Annotated in this window: 23 protein-coding genes; 9 read left to right on the forward strand and 14 right to left on the reverse strand. The window is 71.6% G+C overall.

What is annotated here, in order from left to right; all coding sequences use genetic code 11:
* Positions 1-11 precede the first annotated feature (11 nt).
* Positions 12-2723 carry an ATP-binding protein gene (locus NYP07_RS14345; protein ID WP_268151593.1) on the reverse strand — a complete coding sequence of 904 codons (2712 nt, stop codon included), beginning with the start codon at positions 2721-2723 and terminating at the stop codon, positions 12-14.
* Positions 2724-2827: 104 nt separating this feature from the next.
* On the opposite strand from NYP07_RS14345, the gene NYP07_RS14350 reads away from it, so the two are divergent.
* On the forward strand, positions 2828-3436 hold the full coding sequence (locus NYP07_RS14350) for a helix-turn-helix transcriptional regulator (RefSeq protein ID WP_268151595.1): 609 nt from the start codon (positions 2828-2830) through the stop codon (positions 3434-3436).
* Between the two features lie 28 nt (positions 3437-3464).
* On the opposite strand, the gene NYP07_RS14355 is transcribed toward NYP07_RS14350, so the two are convergent.
* The 4 genes from NYP07_RS14355 to phaC all read right to left on the reverse strand — a co-directional run bounded on the left by NYP07_RS14355 (position 3465) and on the right by phaC (position 7713).
* The gene (locus NYP07_RS14355; RefSeq protein WP_268151597.1) at positions 3465-3923 is read right to left on the reverse strand and encodes a hypothetical protein; all 459 of its coding nucleotides are present in this window, start codon (positions 3921-3923) and stop codon (positions 3465-3467) included.
* Between the two features lie 136 nt (positions 3924-4059).
* The gene (phbB, locus tag NYP07_RS14360) at positions 4060-4797 is read right to left on the reverse strand and encodes an acetoacetyl-CoA reductase (RefSeq protein WP_268151599.1); all 738 of its coding nucleotides are present in this window, start codon (positions 4795-4797) and stop codon (positions 4060-4062) included.
* 31 nt (positions 4798-4828) lie between these two features.
* Positions 4829-6013, reverse strand: coding sequence for an acetyl-CoA C-acetyltransferase (locus tag NYP07_RS14365; protein WP_268151601.1), 1185 nt, complete (start codon positions 6011-6013; stop codon positions 4829-4831).
* A 14-nt stretch (positions 6014-6027) separates the two neighbouring features.
* The gene (phaC, locus tag NYP07_RS14370) at positions 6028-7713 is read right to left on the reverse strand and encodes a class I poly(R)-hydroxyalkanoic acid synthase (protein WP_378990090.1); all 1686 of its coding nucleotides are present in this window, start codon (positions 7711-7713) and stop codon (positions 6028-6030) included.
* Positions 7714-7839: 126 nt separating this feature from the next.
* Between phaC and NYP07_RS14375 the strand changes: the two genes are divergently transcribed.
* Positions 7840-8106 (forward strand): hypothetical protein, encoded by a 267-nt coding sequence (locus NYP07_RS14375; RefSeq protein ID WP_268151603.1) that lies wholly within the window; start codon positions 7840-7842, stop codon positions 8104-8106.
* Here NYP07_RS14375 and NYP07_RS14380 read toward each other — a convergent pair.
* Positions 8026-8754 carry a purine nucleoside phosphorylase YfiH/LACC1 family protein gene (locus NYP07_RS14380; RefSeq protein WP_268151605.1) on the reverse strand — a complete coding sequence of 243 codons (729 nt, stop codon included), beginning with the start codon at positions 8752-8754 and terminating at the stop codon, positions 8026-8028. The genes NYP07_RS14375 and NYP07_RS14380 overlap by 81 nt on opposite strands.
* Positions 8744-9379 (reverse strand): maleylacetoacetate isomerase, encoded by a 636-nt coding sequence (maiA, locus tag NYP07_RS14385; protein ID WP_268151751.1) that lies wholly within the window; start codon positions 9377-9379, stop codon positions 8744-8746. Before maiA ends, NYP07_RS14380 begins: the two co-directional genes overlap by 11 nt.
* Before the next feature lie 31 nt (positions 9380-9410).
* On the opposite strand from maiA, the gene NYP07_RS14390 reads away from it, so the two are divergent.
* Both NYP07_RS14390 and NYP07_RS14395 read left to right on the forward strand, forming a co-directional pair.
* Complete coding sequence (locus NYP07_RS14390) at positions 9411-9959, forward strand: NUDIX hydrolase (RefSeq protein WP_268151607.1); 549 nt, start codon at positions 9411-9413, stop codon at positions 9957-9959.
* 56 nt (positions 9960-10015) lie between these two features.
* Positions 10016-10786, forward strand: coding sequence for a substrate-binding periplasmic protein (locus NYP07_RS14395; RefSeq protein WP_268151609.1), 771 nt, complete (start codon positions 10016-10018; stop codon positions 10784-10786).
* Here the strand turns inward: NYP07_RS14395 and NYP07_RS14400 are convergent.
* Together NYP07_RS14400 and guaD are read right to left on the reverse strand one after the other, a co-directional pair.
* Complete coding sequence (locus NYP07_RS14400) at positions 10783-10980, reverse strand: hypothetical protein (RefSeq protein WP_268151611.1); 198 nt, start codon at positions 10978-10980, stop codon at positions 10783-10785. The two genes, NYP07_RS14395 and NYP07_RS14400, sit on opposite strands and share 4 nt — an antisense overlap.
* A 99-nt stretch (positions 10981-11079) precedes the next feature.
* Positions 11080-12399, reverse strand: a complete 1320-nt coding sequence (gene guaD / locus NYP07_RS14405) for a guanine deaminase (RefSeq protein WP_268151613.1) — start codon at positions 12397-12399, stop codon at positions 11080-11082.
* Positions 12400-12438: 39 nt separating this feature from the next.
* Between guaD and xdhA the strand changes: the two genes are divergently transcribed.
* On the forward strand, positions 12439-13917 hold the full coding sequence (xdhA, locus tag NYP07_RS14410) for a xanthine dehydrogenase small subunit (protein ID WP_268151615.1): 1479 nt from the start codon (positions 12439-12441) through the stop codon (positions 13915-13917).
* The gene (gene xdhB / locus NYP07_RS14415) at positions 13914-16235 is read left to right on the forward strand and encodes a xanthine dehydrogenase molybdopterin binding subunit (RefSeq protein WP_268151617.1); all 2322 of its coding nucleotides are present in this window, start codon (positions 13914-13916) and stop codon (positions 16233-16235) included. Before xdhA ends, xdhB begins: the two co-directional genes overlap by 4 nt.
* Position 16236: 1 nt before the next feature.
* Here the strand turns inward: xdhB and NYP07_RS14420 are convergent, their stop codons facing one another.
* Genes NYP07_RS14420 through polA form a run of 4 tightly spaced genes read right to left on the reverse strand, consistent with a single transcriptional unit; the run spans position 16237 to position 20704 of the window.
* Entirely contained in the window at positions 16237-16872 is a 636-nt protein-coding gene (locus NYP07_RS14420) for a LuxR C-terminal-related transcriptional regulator (protein WP_268151619.1), read from the reverse strand.
* A 35-nt stretch (positions 16873-16907) separates the two neighbouring features.
* On the reverse strand, positions 16908-17528 hold the full coding sequence (locus NYP07_RS14425) for an ATPase (RefSeq protein ID WP_268151621.1): 621 nt from the start codon (positions 17526-17528) through the stop codon (positions 16908-16910).
* A 3-nt stretch (positions 17529-17531) separates the two neighbouring features.
* Complete coding sequence (locus NYP07_RS14430; RefSeq protein WP_268151623.1) at positions 17532-17879, reverse strand: type II toxin-antitoxin system prevent-host-death family antitoxin; 348 nt, start codon at positions 17877-17879, stop codon at positions 17532-17534.
* Positions 17880-17935: 56 nt separating this feature from the next.
* Positions 17936-20704 (reverse strand): DNA polymerase I, encoded by a 2769-nt coding sequence (gene polA, locus NYP07_RS14435; RefSeq protein ID WP_268151625.1) that lies wholly within the window; start codon positions 20702-20704, stop codon positions 17936-17938.
* A 41-nt stretch (positions 20705-20745) separates the two neighbouring features.
* On the opposite strand from polA, the gene NYP07_RS14440 reads away from it, so the two are divergent.
* From NYP07_RS14440 to NYP07_RS14450, 3 genes are read left to right on the forward strand one after another with little or no spacing between them, the layout of a single operon-like run.
* Entirely contained in the window at positions 20746-21027 is a 282-nt protein-coding gene (locus NYP07_RS14440; RefSeq protein ID WP_268151626.1) for a hypothetical protein, read from the forward strand.
* Positions 21028-21058: 31 nt separating this feature from the next.
* Positions 21059-22072 (forward strand): homoserine kinase, encoded by a 1014-nt coding sequence (locus NYP07_RS14445; protein ID WP_268151628.1) that lies wholly within the window; start codon positions 21059-21061, stop codon positions 22070-22072.
* Complete coding sequence (locus tag NYP07_RS14450; RefSeq protein ID WP_268151630.1) at positions 22069-22884, forward strand: BPSS1780 family membrane protein; 816 nt, start codon at positions 22069-22071, stop codon at positions 22882-22884. The genes NYP07_RS14445 and NYP07_RS14450 overlap by 4 nt, the downstream gene beginning before the upstream one ends.
* On the opposite strand, the gene NYP07_RS14455 is transcribed toward NYP07_RS14450, so the two are convergent.
* Positions 22881-23306 (reverse strand): PaaI family thioesterase, encoded by a 426-nt coding sequence (locus tag NYP07_RS14455; RefSeq protein ID WP_268151632.1) that lies wholly within the window; start codon positions 23304-23306, stop codon positions 22881-22883. The two genes, NYP07_RS14450 and NYP07_RS14455, sit on opposite strands and share 4 nt — an antisense overlap.
* Positions 23307-23323 lie beyond the last annotated feature (17 nt).

Consider the following 23323-nt stretch of genomic DNA (forward strand, 5'->3'; position numbering starts at 1 on the left):
CGGGAGCTGGATCAGCGCTGGGCGGCCCCGGGCACCAGCCCTTCGCGCCAGGCCTTGGCAATGGCCTCGGCGCGGCCCTCGGTGCCGAGCTTGGCCAGCACGGCCGACACATGGTGCTCGACGGTGCGCAAGCTCAGGCCCAGCCGGCCCGCGATGTCGGCATTGGCGCGGCCCTCGGCCAGCAGGGCCAGCACCTGCTGCTCGCGGCCGGTCAGCCCGTTGGGGTGCTGCCGCGACCGCGCATAGGGGCCGCGGCGGCGCTGCAGGGCCAGGCCGTGCCGCCGCGCCAGCACCTGCAGCCGGGCCAGCGCCGGCGCCGCGCCCAGCGGGGCGAGCAGGCGCTGCGCGTCGGCCAGGGCCGCTTCGGGCGCGTCGCCCGCCAGGGCCTGCTGCAGGCGCGCGACGCCGGCCTCGAAGGGCAGGCCCAGCCGGGCCCAGGCCTCGGCGGCCAGGTCGGGGCGGCCCGCCAGCTCCAGCGCCCAGGGCTCCGCCGGCCGCGCCGGCAGCGCCGCGGAACGGCCGCAACGCCGCAGCCAGGTGGCGAGGGCGCCGGCCGCCCAGGGGCTGGACTGCTGCTCGGGCAGCTCGCCCAGCGTCTGCAGCGCGGCGGCGGCGCCGGCCTCGTCGCCGGCCAGCCAGCGGCTCTCGGCCTGCGCCTGCAGCAGCGGCAGGATGCGGTGCCCTTCCCGGGTCGGCCGCGCGATGGCCAGCGCCTCGTCCAGCACTCCGCGGGCCTCGGGCGCGCCGCAGCGCAGCAAGGTCCAGGCGCGCACGGTCAGCGCGGGCAGCTTCATGATGGTGGTCAGCCGCGACATCGCCAGCACCTCGGCGGCGATGGCCAGGGCCTCCTCGTAGCGCCCCTGCTCCAGCCGCAGCTGGGCCTGCCAGCCGACCAGATAGGGCCGCCAGGCATCGAGGTCGAAGCGGCGGTTGAAGGCGATGCCTTCGGCCAGCCAGACCTCGGCGCGGGCGAAGTCCTTGGACACGACCGCATGCTCGGCGATGTTGCTGTAGGCCCGCGCGGCCTGCTCGTGGAAGCCGCTCTCGCGCGCCAGGGCCAGGCTGCGTTCGAGCAGCGCGGCGCCCTCGGCATGGCCGGCGAACAGCGTCGCCGTGCCGACCGAGTTCAGCGCATGGCACAGCACCTCGCGCTCGCCGAGCCGCCTGGCCAGGCTCATCGCGCGCTCGCCCCAGAGCCGCGCCGGCTCGACGCGGTCCCGCAGCATGTGCAGCTGGGCCCGGGTCGCATAGGCCCAGGCCAGTTCGGCCCCCGGCGGGTGGGCCTGCAGCACCTCGACGGCCTCGGCCGCATAGCGCTCGGCCTCGGCCGCATCGCCCTGGTACCAGTGCAGCCGCGACAGCCAGCGCAGGTTGAGGCCGATCTTGTCGATACGGCCCAGTTGCCGCCACAGCGCCAGCGCGCGGTGGCGGGCCTGCACGACTTCGGCGTCGATGCGCAGGGCCAGACCGGCTTCGTAGGACCAGCTCTCATGCAGCTGGGCGCGCAGCGCCAGCGGCGCGGCATCGGCCACGCGCAGGGCCATGGCCAGCAGCAGCGCGGCCTGGCGGTGGGCGCCGACGGCGGCGGCCTGGGCCGCGGCGGCGGGCGCGAACTCCAGCACCGCTGCGGCATCGCCGGCCGCGCTGGCATGGTGGGCCAGCCGGGCCAGCGTGGCCTCGCCCGACACCCGGCCGCGCAGGGCCTGCAGCACGGCCGCATGGCGGCTGCGGCGCTGCATCGGCGCGAGCAGGTCGGCCACGGCCAGGCGCGCCAGCTCGTGGCGAAAGGCCAGCAGCTCGCCGCGGGCCACCAGCAGGCCCCGGGCGATGCAGTCGTCGACGGCCGGCGCGGCGTCGGGCAGCAGGGCCTGCGCCAGGGCCAGGCTGGCGCCGCCGGGCACGACGCACAGCGTGCTCAGCACCTCGCGCAATTCGGGCGCCAGCCGGCGGATGCGCGTCAGCACCGCGTCGCGCACGCCGCTGGGCACGGCAGCGGGGGCGCCCGGGTCGAGATCGACAACGCCGCTGGCCAGCACCTCGGTGACGAAGAAGGGATTGCCTGCCGTGGCCGCATGCAGCGCGGGTGCCGTCGAGGCGGGGCGGCCGGCGGCCGTGCACAGCGTGGCCACGGCGCCCACGGACAGCGGCGCCAGCGCCAGCCGCGTGCAGCAGGACGCGGGCAGGTCGCCGAGCAGCCGCCCCAGCGGATGCTCGGCATGCACCTCGTCGCTGCGGTAGCTCAGCAGCAGCAGCGCCGGCAACTGGGCGATGCGCCGCCCCAGATGCTTGATCAGGTCCAGCGTGGCCTCGTCCGCCCAGTGCAGGTCCTCGAAGACGAGCAGGCTGGGGTCGTGGGCATCGTCGAGCAGCTCGACCAGCGCGGCGCCGACCTCGCCGGCCGGCGCATTGCCGGCCAGCAGGGCCAGCAGGGCGCCGGCGGCCTCGCCGTGCGCCAGCCCGCGGGCCATCTCGTGCAGCGGGCCGAGGGGCCGCGCGGAGCCCAGGTCCTCGCAGCCGCCGCGCAGCAGGCGCAGGCCGGTCAGCCCGACGGCCTGGGTGGCCAGGGCCGCCACGACGCTGGTCTTGCCGATGCCAGCCTCGCCGCTGAGCAGCAGCACGCCGCCCCGGCCGGCCCGCGCCCGCGTCAGCGATGCCTGGGCCTGCTCCAGGGCCTCGGCTCTTTCCAGCAGCTCCATGACGCCCCCTAGGCTGAAGGGCCGCACGACGGCGAAATCTGGCGGTCCCGCCCCTGGGCCCGCGGCTCGCGCCCAGGCATTCTGTCGAGGCACCGCCGTCATCACATCCTCAAAATCGGGAGTCACCGCCCTTGAATGCACCGACTGTCTGGCCCTCGCGGTCCACGGCCGCGCCGCCGTCGGCGCTCCAGCTCTGGGCCCAGCTGCCGCTGCCGATCTGGGTGCTGCGGCCGACGCGCGAACTGGTCTTCGCGAATGCGGCGGCCGAAGCGCTTCGAACCGAAGTCGGCCAGGCCGCCGGCCGGCTGATGCAGCTGGGTTCGCTGCCGGCCCTGACGCTGGAGGCGCTGCTGCGGCTGAGCCCGCCGCAGATGGCGCTGTGGCTGCCGGCCAGCCGGCGCACCGGATGGCTGCAGGCCATGCCCCTGCCCGAGCTCGTGGCGCGCATGACGGCCTGGCCGGCCGACACGCGGCTGCTCAGCCTGCACCTGGACCGGCCCGAGCTGACGCAGCGCGCCCGCATCGACGCCCTCAGCGAGCAATTCCGGCTCAGCCCCGCCGAGCGCTGCGTGCTGCTGCTGCTGGCCGACGGCCAGATGCCCGAGGCCGTCGCGCGCCAGCTCGACATCACGCTGAGCACGGCCCGCGGTCATGTAAGGCGGCTGCTGCTGAAAAGCCATGCGCCGTCGCTGGCCCAGTTGCTGCGCTGGCTGGGCAGTGCGGAGGCCCTGCCCGGTTGAGCTGGGGCCGCGCCTGGCGGCCCCGGTCTCAGTCGGCCGCCCTGACGGCGGCCAGCACCTCGGACTCGGGCTTGAGCGCCAGCCGCTGGGTCGCCTCGTCGCCCTCGGGCAGCACGCTCAGCACGAAGGCGAACTGCTGGTTGGCCTGGCCGTCGCCCGTGCACTTGAGGTCATAGATGACGCGGCGGATGGCGTTGCGCAGTTCGGGCGGCGCGCGGCGGAACCTGACCTGGTCGACCGCGCCTTCGTCGAGACGGAAGCGCACCACCATGTCGGTGGGCTGCTCGACCGACGGCAGCTGCAGGCGCTCGCGCAGCACCTCGCCGTAGCCGGGGCAGACGCGGGAGACGTCGGCACGCGGCGCGGCCGGTTCGGCGGCACGCTGGGCGCTGATGCCCACGAGGGGCAGGCTGGTCTGGGCGCGGGCCGCCGGCAGGCAAGCCAGGCCGGCACCGAGGGCCAGCAGCGGAATGATGCGATGGAACATGGCGACCTCCTTGTGTTGAATGTCGAGCGCTATGGCGCGCTCGACTTCAAGATAGGTCGCCCCACTGCCCCGGCCCAGGGCCTCGTTCCTCAGGCCAGGTAGTGTTGACTACGCAAGACTGGGGAGTGCCCCAGCATCACCCCATGTGCAGGCCGCCGTTGCAGGAGAAGTCCGCGCCGGTCGTGAAGCCGCTGTCCTCGCCGGCCAGCCAGGTCACGACGGAGCCGATCTCCTCCGGCGTGCCCAGGCGCCTGACCGGGATGGTCGCGACGATCTTCTCCAGGATCTCGGGCTTGATGGCCTTGACCATGTCGGTGCCGATATAGCCGGGGCTGACGGTGTTGACCGTCACGCCCTTGCTCGCCAGCTCCTGGGCCAGGGCCATCGTGAAGCCGTGCATGCCGGCCTTGGCGGCCGAGTAGTTGGTCTGGCCGGCCTGGCCCTTCTCGCCGTTGACCGAGCTGATCTGGATGATGCGGCCCCAGCCCTTTTCCACCATGCCGGGCACGACCTGCTTGGTCACGTTGAACATGGAGTTCAGGTTGGTGTCGATGACGGCCTTCCAGTCGTCGGGGCTCATCTTCAGGAACATGCGGTCGCGCGTGATGCCGGCGTTGTTGACCAGCACGTCGATGGCGCCATGCTCGGAGATGGCCTTCTGGAAGGCCTCGACCGTCGAGTCCCAGTCGGCCACATTGCCGACCGAGGCGTGGAATGCAAAGCCCAGGGCCTTCTGCTCATCCAGCCACTTCTGGTAGTCACGGCTGGGGCCACAACCGGCGATGACCTTGAAGCCGGCCTTGGCCAGCTTCTGACAAATGGCGGTACCGATACCGCCCATGCCCCCGGTGACGTAGGCAATCTTCTGGCTCATTGAATGTCTCCTGTTGTGGTGGGTGAGGGTATCAACGTTCGACGGTCAGGGCGACGCCCATGCCGCCGCCGATGCACAGGGAAGCGATGCCCTTCTTGGCATCGCGCTTGGCCATCTCGTGCAACAGCGTGACGAGCACGCGGCAGCCGCTGGCGCCGATGGGGTGGCCCAGCGCGATGGCGCCGCCGTTGACGTTGACCTTGCTGGTGTCCCAGCCCATCTCGTTGTGCACGGCACAGGCCTGGGCCGCGAAGGCTTCGTTGATCTCGAGCAGGTCCAGGTCGGCGGGTTTCCAGCCGGCGCGCTCCAGGGCCTTGCGGGCGGCAGGCACCGGGCCCATGCCCATGTAGGCCGGATCCAGACCGGCCGAGGCATAGGAGGCGATGCGCGCCAGCGGCTTCAGGCCGAGCGCTGCGGCCTTGGCGGCGGTCATGACGACCACGCCGGCCGCGCCGTCGTTCAGGCCCGAGGCATTGCCGGCCGTCACGCTGCCGGCCTTGTCGAAGGCCGGACGCAGGCCCGCCAGCGCGTCGGCGGTGGACTTGCGGTTGATGAACTCGTCAGCGGCGAAGACGATGGGGTCGCCCTTCTTCTGCGCGATGCTGAACGGCACGATCTCGTCCTTGAAGCGGCCGGCGTCCTGGGCCGCGGCGGCCTTCTGCTGGCTGGCCAGCGCGAGCGCGTCCTGCTGCTCGCGGCCGATGCCGTACTTCTTCGCGACGTTCTCGGCGGTGATGCCCATGTGGTACTGGTTGTACACGTCCCACAGGCCGTCGACGATCATGGTGTCCACCATCTTCCAGTCGCCCATGCGCTGGCCGTCGCGCGAGCCGTTGAGCACGTGCGGGCTCATGCTCATGCTCTCCTGGCCGCCGGCGATGACGATCTCGCTGTCGCCGTCGCGGATGGCCTGGGCTGCCAGCATGACGGCCTTCAGGCCCGAGCCGCAGACCTTGTTGATGGTCATGGCCGGCACGGCCTGGGGCAGGCCGGACTTGATGACGGCCTGACGGGCCGGGTTCTGGCCCACGCCGGCCGTCAGCACCTGGCCGAGGATGACCTCGTTGATCTGGTCGCCCTGCAGGCCGGTGCGGCGCAGCAGGTCCTGGATGACGGCAGCCCCAAGCTCGCTGGCGGGCGTCTTGGCGAGGGTGCCGCCGAACTTGCCGATGGCGGTGCGCGCGGCGGCGACGATGACGATGTCTTGCTTGCTCATGGTTCCACTTCCTTTCAGGCTTTGACCTTGACGTACCGGCCCGGCGCCGGCTCGATGGATTTGTATTTGCGGTTGCCCGGCGCCTTGGGCGCAGGCTGGGGCGTGCCGGCATGCGAGGCCAGCCAAGCGGACCAGTCTGGCCACCAGCTGCCGGCGTGTTCGGTCGCGCTCTTGAACCAGGCCTCGGGGTCGGCCGGCAGGGCCGCACCCTTGGCGATCCAGTGGCTGCGCCTGGCCGGCTTGCCGGGCTTGGGCGGCGGGTTGATGACGCCGGCGATATGGCCCGACGCGCCCATCACGAAGCGCTTCCTGCCCTTCAAGATCTGCGTGCTGCGGTAGGCCGCGTGCCAGGGCACGATGTGGTCCTCGCGCGAGCCGTAGATGTAGACGGGGGCGTCGATGGCGCCGAGGTCGAGCTTCTCGCCGCAGACGGTCAGCCGGCCCGGCTCCTTCAGCTCGTTCTGCAGATAGGTGTGGCGCAGATACCAGCAGTACATCGGGCCGGGCAGGTTGGTCGAGTCGCCGTTCCAGTACAGCAGGTCGAAGGGCGGCGGCGCCTCGCCCTTCAGGTAGTTGCCGACGACATAGTTCCAGACCAGGTCGTTGGGCCGCAGGAAGCTGAAGGTCGTGGCCAGCTCCTGGCCGTGCAGCAACTGCGGGCCCTTGGGCGAGTCGGGGCCGAGCGTGGCCTCGCGCAGGCGCACGCTGGCCTCGTCGACGAAGATGTCCAGGATGCCGTTGTCGGCGAAGTCCAGCAGCGTGGTCAGCAGCGTGACGCTGGCGGCCGGCTGTTCGCCGCGCGCGGCCAGCACGGCCAGGCCGGTGGCGAGGATGGTGCCGCCGACGCAGAAGCCCAGCGTGTTGATCCTGTCCTGGCCCGAAATCTCCTGCGCGACGCGGATGGCCTGGATGGCGCCCTGCTCGATGTAGTCGTCCCAGCCCAGGTGCCTGACCGATTCGTCCGGGTTGCGCCAGCTGACGACGAAGACGCGGTTGCCCTCGGCCACCGCATAGCGGATCAGCGAGTTGTCGGGCTGCAGGTCGAGGATGTAGAACTTGTTGATGCAGGGCGGCACCATCAGCAGCGGCCGGGCCTTGACCTCGGCCGTCAGCGGCGCGTATTCGATGAGCTGGAAGAGCTCGTTCTCGTAGACGATGCTGCCGGCCGTCGTGGCGACGTTCCTGCCGACCTCGAAGGCGCTCTCGTCGGTCTGCGACACATGGCCGCGCTGCACGTCGCCCCACAGGTTCTGCAGGCCGCGCGACAGCGTCTCGCCACTGCTGTCCAGCGCGAGCTTCTGCGCCTCGGGGTTCAGCGCCAGGAAGTTGCTCGGCGACGCGGCATCGACGAACTGCTGCACGGCAAAGCGGATGCGCGCCTTGGTCTTGTCGTCGGCCTCGACGGCGCCGGCCATCTGCTGCAGCGTGCGGCCGTTGAGCAGATAGAGCTGGGTCATGAAGCTGGCGGCCGGGTTGGCGCGCCATTCGGGCGCCGCGAAGCGCCGGTCGCTGACGGCCGGGGCCTCGCCCTGGCCGAGCGACGCATTCCAAAGCGCCGTGGCCTGCTGCATGTAGCCGGCCTGCAGCTCGGCCAGCGTGGCCGGCGAGATCTGCGGCAGCTGCGCCATCTGCTGCATCAGCTCCGCAAAGGCCTGGCCCTCCATCGGGGGCAGGGCGTCGTTCTTCTTGCGAGTGGCCATGTATTCCTCGGATCTCCGTCATCGCCGCAAGCGGTCTTGCATTGGCCGCTGCAATAAGCTTGCCACATCTTGCCGACACGGCTTTGTAACCCCGTGCGCTGACGCGCCCATGACACTCTCGCCGCCATGTACCTCGTCGCCCTTGCCTGGGCCTACGTCGCGCTGCTGATGGCCGCCGCCGAAGCGCTGAGCCCGCAGGGCACGCTGCTGGGCGCCTTCGTCACGCTGATGCTCTACGGCGTGCTGCCGCTGGGCCTGCTGCTCTACATCCTCGGCACGCCGGGCCGCCGGCGGCGCCGGCGCGCCGCGGAACTAGCGGCCGAGGGCGATGCAGGCGGCCATCCGCCCACGGGGCCGGCCGAGGGCCTCGCCGCGGAACGAGAAGAAGCGTGAGTCCTCGGTCAGCGTGCACCAGCCGCCGCCGCTGACCTCGCCCACGCCGGCGGCCCGCAGGCGATCGCGGGCCAGCAGAGCGAGGTCTGCACGCCAGCGCGGCTCGGGGTTGGGGCGGTAGAGGAAGCCGGGCTGGTCACGGTCAAGCGGCTCCCGCCCGAAGGCCCGCACGACCTCGGGGCCGACCTCGAAGGCCTCGGGGCCGATGCAGGCGCCGAGCCAGGCCCTGACCTCGCCGGGCCCGCAGCAAGCCGCGCTGCACAGCTCGGCCACGGTGTTCTCCAGCACGCCCGCGGCCAGGCCGCGCCAGCCCGCATGGGCGCCGGCCACGCCGCCCGGCGCGGCCAACAGCACCGGCAGGCAGTCGGCCACGAGGATGGCCACGGCCAGCCCGCGGTCGGTGGACACGGCGGCGTCCGCCTGCGGCGCGTTGTCGTCATGCCAGTCGGCGCGCAGGCGCACGACCTCGGCGCCATGCACCTGGTCCAGGAAGACGGGTCGCGCACCGAGCAGCCCGGCCAGGCTCGCGCGGTTGGCGCGCACCTCGTCGGGGTCGCCGGACCTGCGGCCGAAATTGAGCCCGCGCGTCGTCATGAAGGCGGTCACGCCAGGCCAGTCCGGCCTCAGCCAGCCCGCGTCAGGCCGCATCGGGGCAGGCGCTCGGATGCGTGTTCGCGAAGGCCGGCAGCTCCAGGCAGGCGGCGTTGACGCGCATCACCGTCGGGTAGGCCTCCAGCGGGCATTCGAAACGCTGCGCGTTGTAGACCTGGGGCACGAGCAGACAGTCGGCCAGCCCGGGCGCGTCGCCGAAGCTGAAGCGGCCGGCCGTCGCCGCCAGGCGCTGCTCGACGATGCCCAGGCCCGTCGCGATCCAGTGGCGGTACCAGCGGTCCACCTCGTCCTGCGGATGGCCGAGGTCGTTCTTCAGGTAGCGCAGCACGCGCAGGTTGTTGACCGGGTGGATGTCGCAGCCGATGTCCTGGGCCAGCGCCCTGACCTGCGCCCGCGCGACCGGGTCGCGCGGCAGCAGCGGCGGCTCGGCATGGGTCTCTTCCAGGTATTCCAGGATGGCCATGGACTGGCTCAGCCAGCGGCCGTCGTCCAGCACCAGCGCGGGGACGAGGTGGGACACCTGCTGGTTCGCGAACGGCCCGGCGAACTGCTCGTTCTTCGCGAGGTGGATGGGCAGGTAGTCGTAGTCCAGGCCCTTCATCGCGAGGCCGATGCGCACGCGCCAGGAGGCCGACGAACGGAAGTAGTTGTAGAGCTTCATGGTCTTCATTTTGGCCCTCTAAACTGGCCCGATGTTGACGCGCTTCAAGCATTGCCCGAACTGCGGCACCACCGTGGACTACCGCATCCCGCCCGACGACAACCGCGAGCGCGCCGTCTGCCCGGCCTGCGGCAGCGTCCACTACCAGAACCCGCTGAACGTGGTCGGCACGCTGCCGGTCTGGGAGGCCGATGGCCGCGTGCTGCTGTGCCGCCGCGCGATCGAGCCGCGCTACGGCCTGTGGACGCTGCCGGCCGGCTTCATGGAGCTGGGCGAGACGACGGCCGAGGGCGCGCTGCGCGAGACGCAGGAGGAGGCCGGCGCCGACGTCGAGATGGGGCCGCTCTACACCGTGCTCAACGTCGTGCGCGTGGGCCAGGTCCACGTCTTCTACCGCGCGCGGCTGCGCTCGCCGGCCTTCAACCCGGGGCCGGAATCGCTGGAGGCGCGCCTCTTCGCCGAGAGCGAGATCCCCTGGGACGAGATCGCCTTCAAGACGACGCGCGAGACGCTGCGCTGCTTCTTCGAGGACCGCCGCCGCGGCAGCGGCTACGGCCTGCACGACATCGACATCCCTTGATCGCGGCGGGCGGCTCGCGCATCATCGCCGAACCCTCCGAATACAGGGAGCTGGGCATGCCGACACGACGCTCGTGGTGCAAGGCGGGGCTGGGCTGGACGGGCGGGCTGGCGCTGGCGCAGCCGGCCCGCGCGACGCTGCTGCGCGCGGTGGGCTCACAGTTCGCGCGCATCTTCGAGGGCGGCGAGGGCCAGGCGCCGCGGGGCCTGGCCGTGGACCTGCTGGGCCAGCTTTTCGGCGACGGCGTGCGCTGCGAATGGATGCCCTGGTCGCGCGCCCAACTGACGCTGGAACAGGGCGAGGCCGACATCCTCATCGGCCCCTACCGCACACCGGAGCGCGAGACGCGCATGCTGTTCAGCGTGCGCTCCTTCTATTCGGACGCCATGGTCTGGTATGCCCGCCGCGGCGAGGAGGCCCGCTGGACGGGCGAAATCTCCGGGCTCGCCCAGACGCCCGTGGCCGCCGTGCGCGGCTGGGCCTATGGCAGCCGCTTCGAACGCATGAAGCCCCTGCTGGGCCAGCTGACCTGGGTGCAGAGCGTGGACGCCGGCCTGCAGATGCTGATGAAGCGCCGCGTCGAGCTGTTCGCGGCTAACGACCGCAACTGCCAGCCGGTGCTGCAGAGGCTGAACCTGGCGGATGCCGTGGTGCGCTGCTCGCCGCCGCTGGACGTGCTGCACGGCCACATGGCCTTCGCCCGCAGCGCCGGCGGCGAGGCGCTGTCGCAGCGCTACGACCAGGCCTTCGAGCAGTGGCTGCGCACGGGCTCGGCGGCCGAGCTGTACCGGCGCTGGGGCGTGGACCGCCCGGTCACGGCCGCCTAGCGCCGTCCGCCGCCGAGCACGCGCGCCGGCAGCATGACGATGGCGCGCAGCAGCTCGAAGACGCCCTCGACCGCGATGCCCAGCAGCCTGAAGGGCAGCGTGATCAGCCAGACCAGCGGCCAGGCCACCAGGGCCAGCAGCGCCAGCGGCCAGCAGATCGGGAACAGGGCAATCCAGAGCAGGAAGGTCAGCATCGCAAGCACTCCTCGGAGGGAACACGGCCGACTCTAGCCAGACCCAGGTCGCCATTCATCCGGCTTGCGACGAAACGATGGATTCGCGGGGCCGGCGGTTCATACGCGCCGCCGGCCGGCGACGTAGCAGGCCGCGAGATTGCGCTCGTCGGCCAGCGTCATCCACGCGAAGACGCGCTCGTGCAACTCGCGGGCCACCGCGTCACGCGCCTGCGCGACCGGCCCCCGGGCCCAGTCCCAGACGCAGATGTCGGCCGCCTGGCCGGCCGACAGCCCGCCGATCTCGCCGCCCAGGCGCAGCGCCCCGGCCGCGCCGCGCGTGGCCGCGTGCAGGGCCACCCAGGCCGTCAGGCGCGCGCCGCGCAGGGCCTGGATCTTGTAGGCGTCGAGCAGGTTGCGCGGCAGGCTCAGCGAGGTGCCGCCGCCGACGTCGGACGCGAGGCTGACGTTGAAACCCGCGCCCGGCCAGTCGAACAGCCCGCTGCCCAGGAAGAGATTGCTCGACGGGCAATGCGCCACCTGGGCGCCGCGCGCGGCGAGAAGGCGCCTGTCGGCATCGTCCAGCCAGATGCCGTGGGCCAGCACGGCGCGCTCGTGCACGAGGCCGACGCGCTCGTAGACGTCGAGATAGCTGCGCGCCTCGGGAAAGAGCCGGGCCACCCAGTCGACCTCGGCGCGGTTCTCGGCGACGTGGGTCTGCATATAGAGGCTGGCGTCGGCGCGGCACAGCGCGCCGGCCATCGCCAGTTGGGCCGGCGTGCTGGTGGGCGCGAAGCGCACCGTCACCGCATAGGCCAGGCGCTGGTACGGGCCGCCCTGGCCGTGAAAGCGGTCGATCAGGTCGACGCAGTCGCGCTCGGCCTGTTCGACGTCGTCGCGCAGCCCGTCGGGCGCATGACGGTCCATCAGCACCTTGCCGGTGACCAGGCGCATGCCGCGCGCCGCGGCGCCCTCGAACAGCGCCTCGGCCGAGACCTTGTGCACCGTCGGGAAGACGACGGCCGAGGTCGTGCCGCTGGCCAGCAGCGCATCCAGGAAGACCTCGGCCCCCGCACGGCTGCGCGCCGGGTCGGCAAAGGCCGCCTCGGCCGGGAAGGTGTAGCGCTCGAGCCAGTCCAGCAGCTCGCTGCCATAGGAGGCGATGACCTCCAGCTGCGGGCAATGGACATGGGTGTCGATGAAGCCCGGCAGCACGAGCCGGCCGGCATGGTCGTCGCGCGCCCAGCTCTCGTCGGGCTCGGCGGCCTGGCGGCCGACGATGCGGCCGTCCTCGATCAGCAGCCAGTGGTCGCGGTCGAAACGCACCGCCGGCGACTCGGCATCGCCCCAGGCCGGTGCGGCCGTGAAATCGAGCAGGTCGCCACGCAGCGCCCATCGGCGCGGGGCATCCGAGAATTTTTCCTTGTTAGTAAAACTCATATGGCAATTCTGAGGCAAGGTCGGACAATCGAGGCCAGCATGAATACCCGCCCCATCCGTTTCTTCCACCGCGGCGCGGTCGTGGCGGTGGCCGGCCTGCCGCCGACCACGACGGTGCTGCAATACCTGCGCGAGCATGCCGGCTGCACCGGCACCAAGGAAGGCTGCGCCGAGGGCGACTGCGGCGCCTGCACGGTCATCCAGGGCGAGCTGGATGCCAGCGGCCAGCTGCAGCTGCGCAACGTCAACGCCTGCACCCAGTTCCTGCCGACGCTGGACGGCCGCGCGCTGCTGACCGTGGAAGACCTCGGCGGCCCCGCGCGGCTCAGCCCCGTGCAGCAGGCCCTGGTGGCCTGCCACGGCTCGCAATGCGGTTTCTGCACGCCTGGCTTCGTCATGACGCTGACCGCCTGCTACGAGCGCCACCAGCAGGCCGGCACGCGGCCCGACCGCCAGCAGCTGGCCGACGAGCTCGCCGGCAACCTGTGCCGCTGCACCGGCTACCGCCCCATCCTGGATGCCGGCGAGCAGATGTTCGACGCGCCGGCCCGCCCGCTGGACCGCGAGCCCATCGCCGCCGCGCTGCGCGCTCTGGCCGCCGACGCGGCACTGGCCTATGAGCACGCCGGCCAGCACTTCCATGCGCCGCAGACCCTGGCCGAGCTGGCCCGGCTGCTTGAGGCCCACCCGGATGCGACGCTGCTGGCCGGCTCCACCGACATCGGCCTGTGGGTCAACAAGCAGTTCCGCGTGCTGCCCCGGCTGATCTACACCGGCCGCGTCGCCGCGCTGCGCGAGATCCGGCCCGAGCCGCTGGGCGGCCAGCCCGGCCTGTGGATAGGCGCCGCGGCGTCGCTGGAGGAGGCCTGGGCCGCGCTCGCCGCGCTGGCGCCGTCGCTGGCCGAGCTGTGGCGGCGCTTCGCGGCGCCGCCGGTGCGGCATGCCGGCACGCTCGGCGGCAATATCGCCAACGGCTCGCCCATCGGCGACGGCGCGCCGGCCCTGATCGCGCTGGGCGCCGAGCTCGTGCTGCGCCGCGGCGCCCGACAGCGCCGCCTGCCGCTGCAGGACTTCTATCTGGACTACATGAAGAAGGATCTGCAGCCCGGCGAGTTCGTCGAGGCGATGCACGTGCCCGCGCCCGACACCAGCTGGGCGATCTCGGCCCACAAAGTCTCCAAGCGCCACGACAGCGACATCTCCGCCGTCTGCGCGGTGCTGGCCCTGCAGCTGCGCAACGGCAGCGTGCAGCAGGCCCGCTTCGCCTTCGGCGGCATGGCCGCCATCGTCAAGCGTGCCGGCGCGGCCGAGGCCGCCGTCATCGGCCAGCCCTGGACCGAGGCCACGGCCGAAGCCGCCGCCGCCGCGCTGGCGCAGGACTTCAAGCCGATGACCGACATGCGCGCCTCCGATGGCTACCGGCTCAGGGTCGCGCAGAACCTGCTGCGCAAGCTCTGGCTGGAGACGCTGGACCGGCGCACGATCACCGTCTGGCGCGCGGGGAGGCTGGCGGCATGAACAAGCCCGAAGCGCTTCCTCTGCTGCAACCGGTCGTCGGCCGCCCGCTGCCGCACGAGTCCGCCCACCTGCACGTCAGCGGCGCCGCGCCCTACACCGACGACCTGCCCGAGCCGGCCGGCACGCTGCATGCGGCCCTGGGCCTGTCGCCCATCGCGCACGGCAGGCTGGTCGCCGTCGACCTGGAGCGCATCCGCCGGCAGCCCGGCGTCGTCGCGGTGCTGGGCGCGGCCGACATCCCGGCCGAGAACAACTGCGGCCCGCTGCTGCACGACGACCCCATCCTGGCTGCGGGCGAGTTGCGCTACGCCGGCCAGCCCGTCTTTGCCGTCATCGCGACCGACCGCGAGCTGGCCCGCCGCGCGGCCGCGCTGGCCAGGCAGGTCATCCAGGCCGAACCCCTGCCGGCCGTGCTGACGGCGCTGGAAGCGCACGCGGCCGGCCAGTATGTTTTGCCGCCCATGCATCTGACGCGCGGCGAGCCGGCCGCGCAGCTCGCCGCCGCGCCGCACCGCCTGCAAGGCCGCTGGAGCCTGGGTGGCCAGGAGCAGTTCTACCTGGAAGGCCAGATCAGCCTGGCCCTGCCGCAGGAAGGCGGCGAAGGCATGCTGCTGCACTGCTCGACCCAGCATCCGAGCGAGATGCAGCAGCTCGTCGCCCACGCGCTGGGCTGGCAGGCGCACCGCGTCGCCGTGCAGTGCCGGCGCATGGGCGGCGGCTTCGGCGGCAAGGAATCGCAGTCGGCGCTGTTCGCCTGCGTCGCCGCCATCGCCGCGCTGAAGCTGAACAGGCCTGTCAAGCTGCGCGTGGACCGCGACGACGACTTCCTCATCACCGGCCGCCGCCACGGCTTCGACTATCGCTGGGACGTGGGCTTCGACGCCGACGGCCGCATCCTCGCGGTCGACGTCGACCTGATCGCCAACGCCGGCCACAGCGCCGACCTGTCCGCGCCGGTCATGGCGCGCGCGCTCTGCCATTTCGACAACGCCTACTGGCTGCCCCATGTGGCCATGCACGGCTATTGCGCGCGGACGAACACGCAGAGCAACACCGCCTTCCGCGGCTTCGGCGGCCCGCAGGGCGCCATCGCCATCGAGATGATCCTGGACGGCGTCGCGCGCCGCCTGGGGCTGGACCCGGCCGACGTGCGCCAGCGCAACTTTTACGCCGCCGGCCAGGACGTCACGCCCTACGGCCAGCAGGTCGAGGAGTTGCACGCCCAGGCGCTGACCGCACAGCTGCTGGCCAGCAGCCGCTATGCCGAGCGCCGCTCCGAGATCGCCGCCTTCAACGCCGCCAGCGCCGTGTTGAAGAAGGGCCTGGCCTTCACGCCGGTCAAGTTCGGCATCTCCTTCAATGTGGTTCACCTGAACCAGGCCGGCGCCCTGGTCCACGTCTACACCGACGGCTCGGTGCTCGTGAACCATGGCGGCACGGAGATGGGCCAGGGCCTGAACACCAAGGTGGCCCAGGTCGTCGCGCATGAGCTGGGCCTGCCGCTGTCGTCGGTGCGCTGCTCGGCCACCGACACGAGCAAGGTCGCCAACACCTCGGCCACGGCGGCCTCCACCGGCAGCGACCTGAACGGCAAGGCCGCCCAGGATGCGGCGCGCAGGATCAAGGCCAGGCTCGCGGCCCTCGCGGCCGAGCGCTTCGGCTGCGCGGCCGAACTGGTCGCCTTCGAGGGTGGCCGGGTCAGCGGCGGCGGCCAGAGCCTGTCCTTCGAAGACCTCGTCGCCGCGGCCTATCTGAAGCGCATCCAGCTCTGGAGCGACGGCTTCTACGCCACGCCCGGCCTGCACTGGGACAAGACCAGGCTGCAGGGCCGCCCCTTCTACTACTACGCCTGGGGCGGCGCCGTCTGCGAGGCACTGGTGGACACGCTCACCGGCGAGAACCGCATCACGCGCGCCGACCTGCTGCACGATGTCGGCGCCAGCCTGAACCCGGCCATCGACATCGGCCAGATCGAGGGCGGCTTCATCCAGGGCATGGGCTGGCTGACGATGGAAGAGCTGGTCTGGCACCCCGTGACGGGCCTGCTGACGACGCACGCGCCCAGCACCTACAAGATCCCGACCGCCAACGACTGCCCGACCGAGTTCCGCACCGAACTGTTCGGCATGGCCAACGCCAGCGAGACCATCCACCGCAGCAAGGCCGTCGGCGAGCCGCCGCTGCTGCTGGGCTTCGCGGCGCTGCTGGCCATCAAGGACGCCTGCGCGGCCTGCGGCCCCGAGGGCTGCGACCCGCCGCTGCGCGCGCCGGCCACGGCCGAGGCGGTGCTGGACGCCGTCGACGCCGTGCGCGGCTGAATCAGCGCCGCGGCCGCTGCGTCGCGGCCACCACGGCCTGCGTGCGCGAGCTGACGCCCAGCGCCTTCAGCACCGCGGCGACATGGTCCTTGACGGTCTCGACGCTGACGCCCAGCTCGCGCGCGATCAGCTTGTTGGACAGGCCCTGGGTCAGCAGATGCAGCACATGCTTCTGGCGCGGCGTCAGCGGCAGCTCGGCCCAGTCCGGCACCGGCGTGGGCGCCGGCACGGGCGGCGCGGGCGCGTCGTCGGCGCGCGGCTTCAGCGCCGGCACATAGGTGCCGCCGGCCAGCACGAGGTGCAGGGCCTGCACCAGCGTGCCCAGGTCACTGCGCTCGGGCACATAGCCCATCGCGCCGGCGCCCAGGGCCCGCAGCGCGTCCTCGGTCTCGTCGCGGCCGGAGACGACGACCACCGGCAGCATCAGATGCTCGCGGTGGATCTGCTGCAGCAGCTCGAAGCCGCCCTCCACCCGCAGGTCCAGCAGCACGAGGCGGGGGAGGTTCTGCGCCAGCGCCGCGCGGGCGGCGTCGGCGGTGTCGACGCCCTGCACCTGGGCCTCGGCGAAATGCTGCTCGATCAGGCCGGTGAGTGCGGCACGCACCATCGGAAAAGCATCGACCAGCAAGATCCTCATCACAACCCAACCCCGTTCAGTGGCCGCGATGATAGTCAACGCAGGGCCGCGCCCAGCAGAGGCTTGGCCCAGGCCGGCACGCTGCGCAGCGGCGCGTGAGAAACGACGCGGCCGGCCCGCATCTGCAGCAGCAGCACCGGCTGGGGCCGGCGGCCGGCGCGCGGGTCGGCCTCGAAGCTGTTGTCGTAGACGCGCAGGCTGGCCAGATGCGGCATCAGCTTGACGAGGCTGCTGCGGCTGGCGTCGAAGCGCTCGCGCACCTTGGCCTCGGGAATGTCGTGGCCGCCGGCCGCCACGCGCGCCTGGATGCGGCGCAGATGCAGCTCGGGCGTGGCCAGGCCGGCATACCAGACGTGGATCTCGGCGCCGGCACGGGCGCCCTCCAGCAGCAGCCTGGCCATGCTGCGGCCGCCCAGCGTCGTCTCGAAGGCATAGGTCAGCCCCTCGGCGAGCGCCTTCTCCAGGCCGCGGCGGCCCAGCGTCCAGGCCAGGCCGTTGGCCTGGCTCACGGAGAGGCCGGGCCGCTGTTCGCGCAGCATTGCGGCGGCCACGTCGGGGTTGAAGAACTCTGCGCCGCTGGCCCGGATGGCCGCACCGCCCAGCGAGCTTTTGCCGGCGCCGTTGACGCCGGCCAGCACGAAGAGTTTGGCGGGCAAGGCTCAGGCAGTCTTGCGACGCGACGGTTTGGCGGCCTTGACCGCCGCGGCGCCGATGGCCTCGGGCGCCATCGCGAAGGCCTCCGCCAGCGCGTCGCCCTGGCCCTGCATGCGCGCCAGCATCGCGTCGAACTCGCCGCCCAAAGCGCCGAGGTCGGGCTCGGCGGCGCGCTGCAGCTCGCGGTAGCGCTCGACCGACATCAGCACGAAGGCCGGCTGGTCATGCTTGGTGATGAGCACCGCGCCATGGGCCGCCACGGCGCGGCCGACCTTCTGGATGCCGGCCACGAGCTGGGTGGCCGACACGCTGGGCAGTTGGTCGGCAACGGCGGGTTCGAGGACGGCAGACATGGCGGCTCTCCGTTGGGCAATGCCTGTATTTTCCATATTTTGTGAAAAATGGGAAATCAATGCGCCTCTTCCCAATTCGAACCCACGCCCACCTCGGCCAGCAGCGGCACCTTGAGCCGGGCCACGCCGGCCATCAGGCGCGGCACCTCGGCGCGCACCCAGTCCAGCTCGGCCTCGGGCACCTCGAAGACCAGTTCGTCGTGCACCTGCATGACGACGGCGGTCTGCTTGCCGGCGCGGTCCAGCTCGGCCTGCACGGCCAGCATGGCCAGCTTGATGAGGTCGGCCGCAGTGCCCTGCATGGGCGCGTTGATGGCCTGGCGCTCGGCGCCGGCGCGGCGCGGACCGTTGCCGCCGCGGATCTCGGGCAGATAGATGCGCCGGCCGAACAAGGTTTCGACGTAGCCGAGCTCGGCGGCACGCGCCTTGGTCTCGTCCATATAGCGCTTCACGCCGGCAAAGCGGGTGAAGTAGCGCTCGATGTAGTCCTTGGCGGCCTTCTGCTCTAGCCCCAACGCCGCGGCCAGGCCGAAGGCGCCCATGCCGTAGATCAGGCCGAAGTTGATGGTCTTGGCATAGCGGCGCTGCTCGCCGGAAACCTCGTCCAGCGGGATGCCGAACACCTCGCTGGCCGTCGCGCGGTGCACGTCCTGACCTTCCTGGAAGGCGCGCAGCAGGCCGGGGTCCTCGCTGATGTGGGCCATGATGCGCAGCTCGATCTGCGAGTAGTCGGCGCTGACGATGCGGCAGCCCGCGGGCGCGACGAAGGCCTCGCGCACGCGCCGGCCCTCGGCCGTGCGGATGGGGATGTTCTGCAGATTGGGCTCGTTGCTGGACAGCCGCCCCGTCACGGCCACGGCCTGGGCGTAGTTGGTGTGCACGCGGCCGGTCGCCGGGTTGATCTGCTGCGGCAGCTTGTCGGTGTAGGTGCTCTTGAGCTTGGCGAGGCCGCGGTATTCGAGGATCTTGGCCGGCAGCGGGAAGTCGGCGGCCAGTTCGGTCAACACCTCCTCGTCAGTGGACGGGGCGCCGGTGGCCGTCTTCTTGATGACCGGCAGGCCGAGCTTGCCGAACAGGATGTCGCCGATCTGCTTGGGCGAGCCGATGTTGAAGGGCTGGCCGGCAATCTCGTAGCACTGCTGCTCCAGCGCGATCAGGCGCTGGCCGATCTCGTGGCTCTGGGCCTGCAGCCGCGCCGCGTCGATCAGCACGCCGTGGCGCTCGATGCGGGCCAGCAGCGCGGCCGTGGGCATCTCGATGTCGCGGTAGATGCGGGTCAGCCCGGCTTCCGCCTCGATCTGCGGCCACAGCACCTGATGCAGGTGCAGACACATCTCGGAGTCCTCGCCGGAATAGGTCGTGGCCTTGGCCACGTCCACCTGGGCGAAGGGGATCTGGTGCACGCCCTTGCCGCACAGGTCCTCGTAGGACAGACCCTTGCGGCCGAGATGGCGCTCGGCCAGGGCTTCGAGGTTGTGGGTCTTGTGGGCCTCCAGCACATAGCTTTCCAGCAGCGTGTCGTGCTGCACGCCGCCGAGCGCAATGCCGGCATTGGCCAGCACGTGGCGGTCGTACTTCAGGTTCTGGCCGATCTTCTTGGCGCCCTCGTCCTCCAGCCAGGGCTTGAGGCGGGCCAGCACCTCGCCCAGCGGCAGTTGCTCGGGCGCATCCGGGCCGCTGTGGGCCAGCGGGATGTAGGCGGCCTCGCCGGGCCTGTCGGCAAAGGAGATGCCGACGATGCGCGCGGCCATCGGGTCGAGCGAATCGGTCTCGGTGTCCAGCGCACACAGCGGCGCGGCGCGCAGGCGGGCGATCCAGGCGTCGAGCTGCTCGAAGCTCAGGATGCAGTCGTACTGGCGGGCAATATCGGCCGCACCGGCGGGCGGCTCGGGCGCGTCGAACAGCCCCAGGTTGGCCGCGGGCGCCTTGGCAGGCTTGGCCTTGGGGGCCGGCACCTCGCCCGTCAGCTCCTTCAGCCAGGTCTTGAAGCCGTTGCGCGCGTAGAAGGCCGCCAGCGCGTCCTTGTCCGCCTCGCGCAGGGCCAGCGGCTCCAGCGTCGGCCAGCCGGCGATATGGCCGGCCAGGTCGCAGTCCAGCTTCACGGTGACGAGCCTGCGGCCCATCGGCAGCCAGTCCAGCGCGGCGCGCAGGTTCTCGCCGGCCTTGCCCTTGACCGTGGGCGCCGCGGCGATGACGCCGTCCAGCGAGCCGTACTCGGCCACCCACTTGGCCGCCGTCTTCGGGCCCACGCCGCTCACGCCCGGCACGTTGTCGACCGTGTCGCCCATCAGCGTCAGGTAGTCGACGATGCGGTCCGGCGCCACGCCGAACTTGGCGACGACGCCGGCCTCGTCCAGGCGCTCGTTGCTCATCGTGTTGATGAGTTCGACGTCCGGGTTGACGAGCTGGGCCAGGTCCTTGTCGCCGGTGGACACGACGACGCGGTGGCCCTGCTCCACGGCCACGCGGCTCAGCGTGCCGATGGCGTCGTCGGCCTCGATGCCGGGCACCGTCAGCACCGGCCAGCCCAGCAGCCTGACGACCTCGTGGATGGGCTCGATCTGCGCGCGCAGCTCGGGCGGCATGCGCGCGCGCTGGGCCTTGTACTCGGGGTACCACGCGTCGCGGAAGGTCGGGCCGGACGCATCGAAGACGCAGACCGCATGCTCGGCGCCGATGTCGCTGCGCAGCTTCTTCAGCATGGCCACCATGCCATGCACGGCACCGGTGGGCTGCCCCTCGGGGCCGCGCAGGTCGGGCATGGCATGGAAGGCGCGGTAGAGGTAGCTGGAGCCGTCGACCAGCAGCAGGATGGGTTTGCTCATGGCGACGGATTCTCGGACAGGTCCCACCTAGAATCGGCAGCATGCTTCGCCCCACCGCCCTGCTGCTGTTCGCCGTCTGCTGCACGAGCGCCCTCGCCGACCCGCCGCCCGAGCCCAAGGTCGAGCGCACCGTGGCGGAGGACGATCAGGTCCGCATCGAGGAGCTCAAGGTGCGCGGCGAGACCCGGAAGGTCACGGTCAGGAACAAGAAGACCAGGGCCCCCGACTACGAGATCGTCGTCAACGATGCCGGCCACGAGTCCGCCGGCGGCAGCGGCAAGAGCGGCTCGGGCACGCGGGTCTGGCGAATCCTCAATTTCTGATCGCGCGCGGCCCGCGGGCCGGCTCCCCCACATGGCCGTTTTCACCGAAGTCAGCCCGGCACAGGCGCAAGCCCTGCTGGACCACCTCAAGCTCGGGACATTGAGCTCGCTGCGCGGCATCGGCGCCGGCATCGAGAACACCAACTACTTCGTCGACTGCACGCAGGGCGACGGCCATCTGCAGCGCTATGTGCTGACGCTGTTCGAGCGCCTGACGGCCGAGCAGCTGCCCTTCTACCTGCGGCTGATGCAGCACCTCGCTCAGCGCGGCGTGCCCGTGCCGGAGCCGCATGCCGATGCGACGGGCGAGATCCTGTTCCAGGTCGCGGGCAAGCCGGCGGCCATCGTCGACCGCCTGCACGGCGGCCACCAACTGGCGCCGGACGCCTTCCACTGCAGCCAGGTCGGCGCGACGCTGGCGCAGATGCACCTCGCCGGGCGCGACTTCGACATGCGCCAGCCCAATCTGCGCGGCCTGGCCTGGTGGTGCGAGGTCGTGCCGCAGATCCTGCCCTTTCTCGACGCGCCCCAGGCCGAGCTGCTGAAGAGCGAGCTGGCCTACCAGCAGCAGCTGGCCGGGTCCGCCGAATTCGCGGCCATCCAGAAACTTCACTCGGGTCCCATCCACGCCGACCTGTTCCGCGACAACGTGATGTTCGAGCCCGGCGAGGGCCCGGGCCGCGAGCGCCTGACCGGCTTCTTCGACTTCTATTTCGCCGGCTGCGACACCTGGCTGTTCGACCTCGCCGTCTGCCTGAACGACTGGTGCATCGACCTGACCACCGGCGTCCTCATCGAGGAGCGCGCCGCCGTCTTCGTCGCCGCCTACGAGGGCGTGCGCCCGCTGTCCGGCGCCGAGCACCGCCTGCTGCCGGCACTGCTGCGCGCGGCGGCGCTGCGCTTCTGGGTGTCGCGCCTCTTTGACCTGCACCTGCCGCGCGAGGCCAGCCTGCTCAAGGCCCACGACCCGCGCCACTTCGAGCGCGTGCTGCGCGAGCGCATCGCCAAGCCCTGGCATGCCCTGCACGATGGAGCCAAGGCATGACGATGCAGCTGCATCTGCAACAGGTGCCGGCCCGCAACGGCCGGCTCTGGATCCGCCACGGCTTCAAGGTCTTCCAGCGCCAGCCCCTGGCCCTGGCCAGCCTGTTCGGGCTCTTCCTGTTCGCGGGCTTCGTGGCCATGCTGCTGCCCGGCGTCGGCCTGCTGCTGACCTTCGCCTCGCTGCCGCTGCTGTCGCTGGGCTTCATGCTGGCGACCCATCTCGTGCTGCAGAAGAAGACTCCGACGGCCAGCGTCTTCGTCGCGCCGCTCAAGCTCACGCCCGAGCGCCGCCGCAGCCAGATCGTGCTGTGCCTGAGCTATGCGCTGGCCATGCTGCTGATCGGCCTGCTGGCCGACTGGGTGGATGGCGGCAGCACACGCGACCTGCAGAAGCTCATCGCCGACAACGCCGACAGCGAGGCCATCGCCCAGGCCGCCACCGACCCGCGCCTGCTGTGGGGCATGTGCGCGCGCCTGGGCCTGGTGACGCTGCTGTCCGTGCCCTACTGGCATGCGCCTGCGCTGGTGCACTGGGGCGGCCAGGGCGTGGCCCAGGCCCTGTTCTCCAGCACGCTGGCGCTGTGGCGCAACAAGGCCGCGTTCGCGCTGAACGCGCTGCTCTGGGGCGGCCTGCTGCTGGCCGTGGCCGGCATCGTCAGCCTGGGCTTCGGCCTGATCGGGCTGACGCAGCTGGCGCCCATGGTGCTGATGGCCAGCGGCCTGCTGCTGTCGACGGTGTTCTACGCCTCGCTGTACTTCAGTTTCGTCGACTGCTTCATGTTCGGCGCGCCGAGCGATGTGCTGAGCGACTAACGCTTCGGCGGGATGGCATAGGTGCCGGTCGCATGCGCCACCGGCTCGTCCTCGCCTTCCGAGAAGATCCACACCTCGCCCACCGCCAGGGTCTTGCCCAGCTTCATCAGCCGGCAGCGCGCGACGACGCGCCGGTCCGCGCGCGGCTTGCGCAGGAAGTTGATGGACAGATGGGTCGTCACCGCCAGCGGCACGATGCCGATGCGCGCCAGGATGGCGACGTAGAGGGCCACGTCGGCCAGCGTCATCATGACCGGCCCAGACACCGTGCCGCCCGGGCGCAGCTCGCCCTCGCCCACCGGGTGCGCCACGACGACGCTGCCGTCCGCATCGACCTCCTCCAAGGTGCAGCGGTTCTGCGGGAATTCGGTGGCAAGAAAATCGGCCAGCGTCTGCTGATTCACGGCGGGTGACAGGTCCATGGGAGACTCCGGGAGGT

The organism is Pelomonas aquatica, from assembly GCF_026712205.1.
Lineage (GTDB): Bacteria > Pseudomonadota > Gammaproteobacteria > Burkholderiales > Burkholderiaceae_C > Pelomonas > Pelomonas aquatica.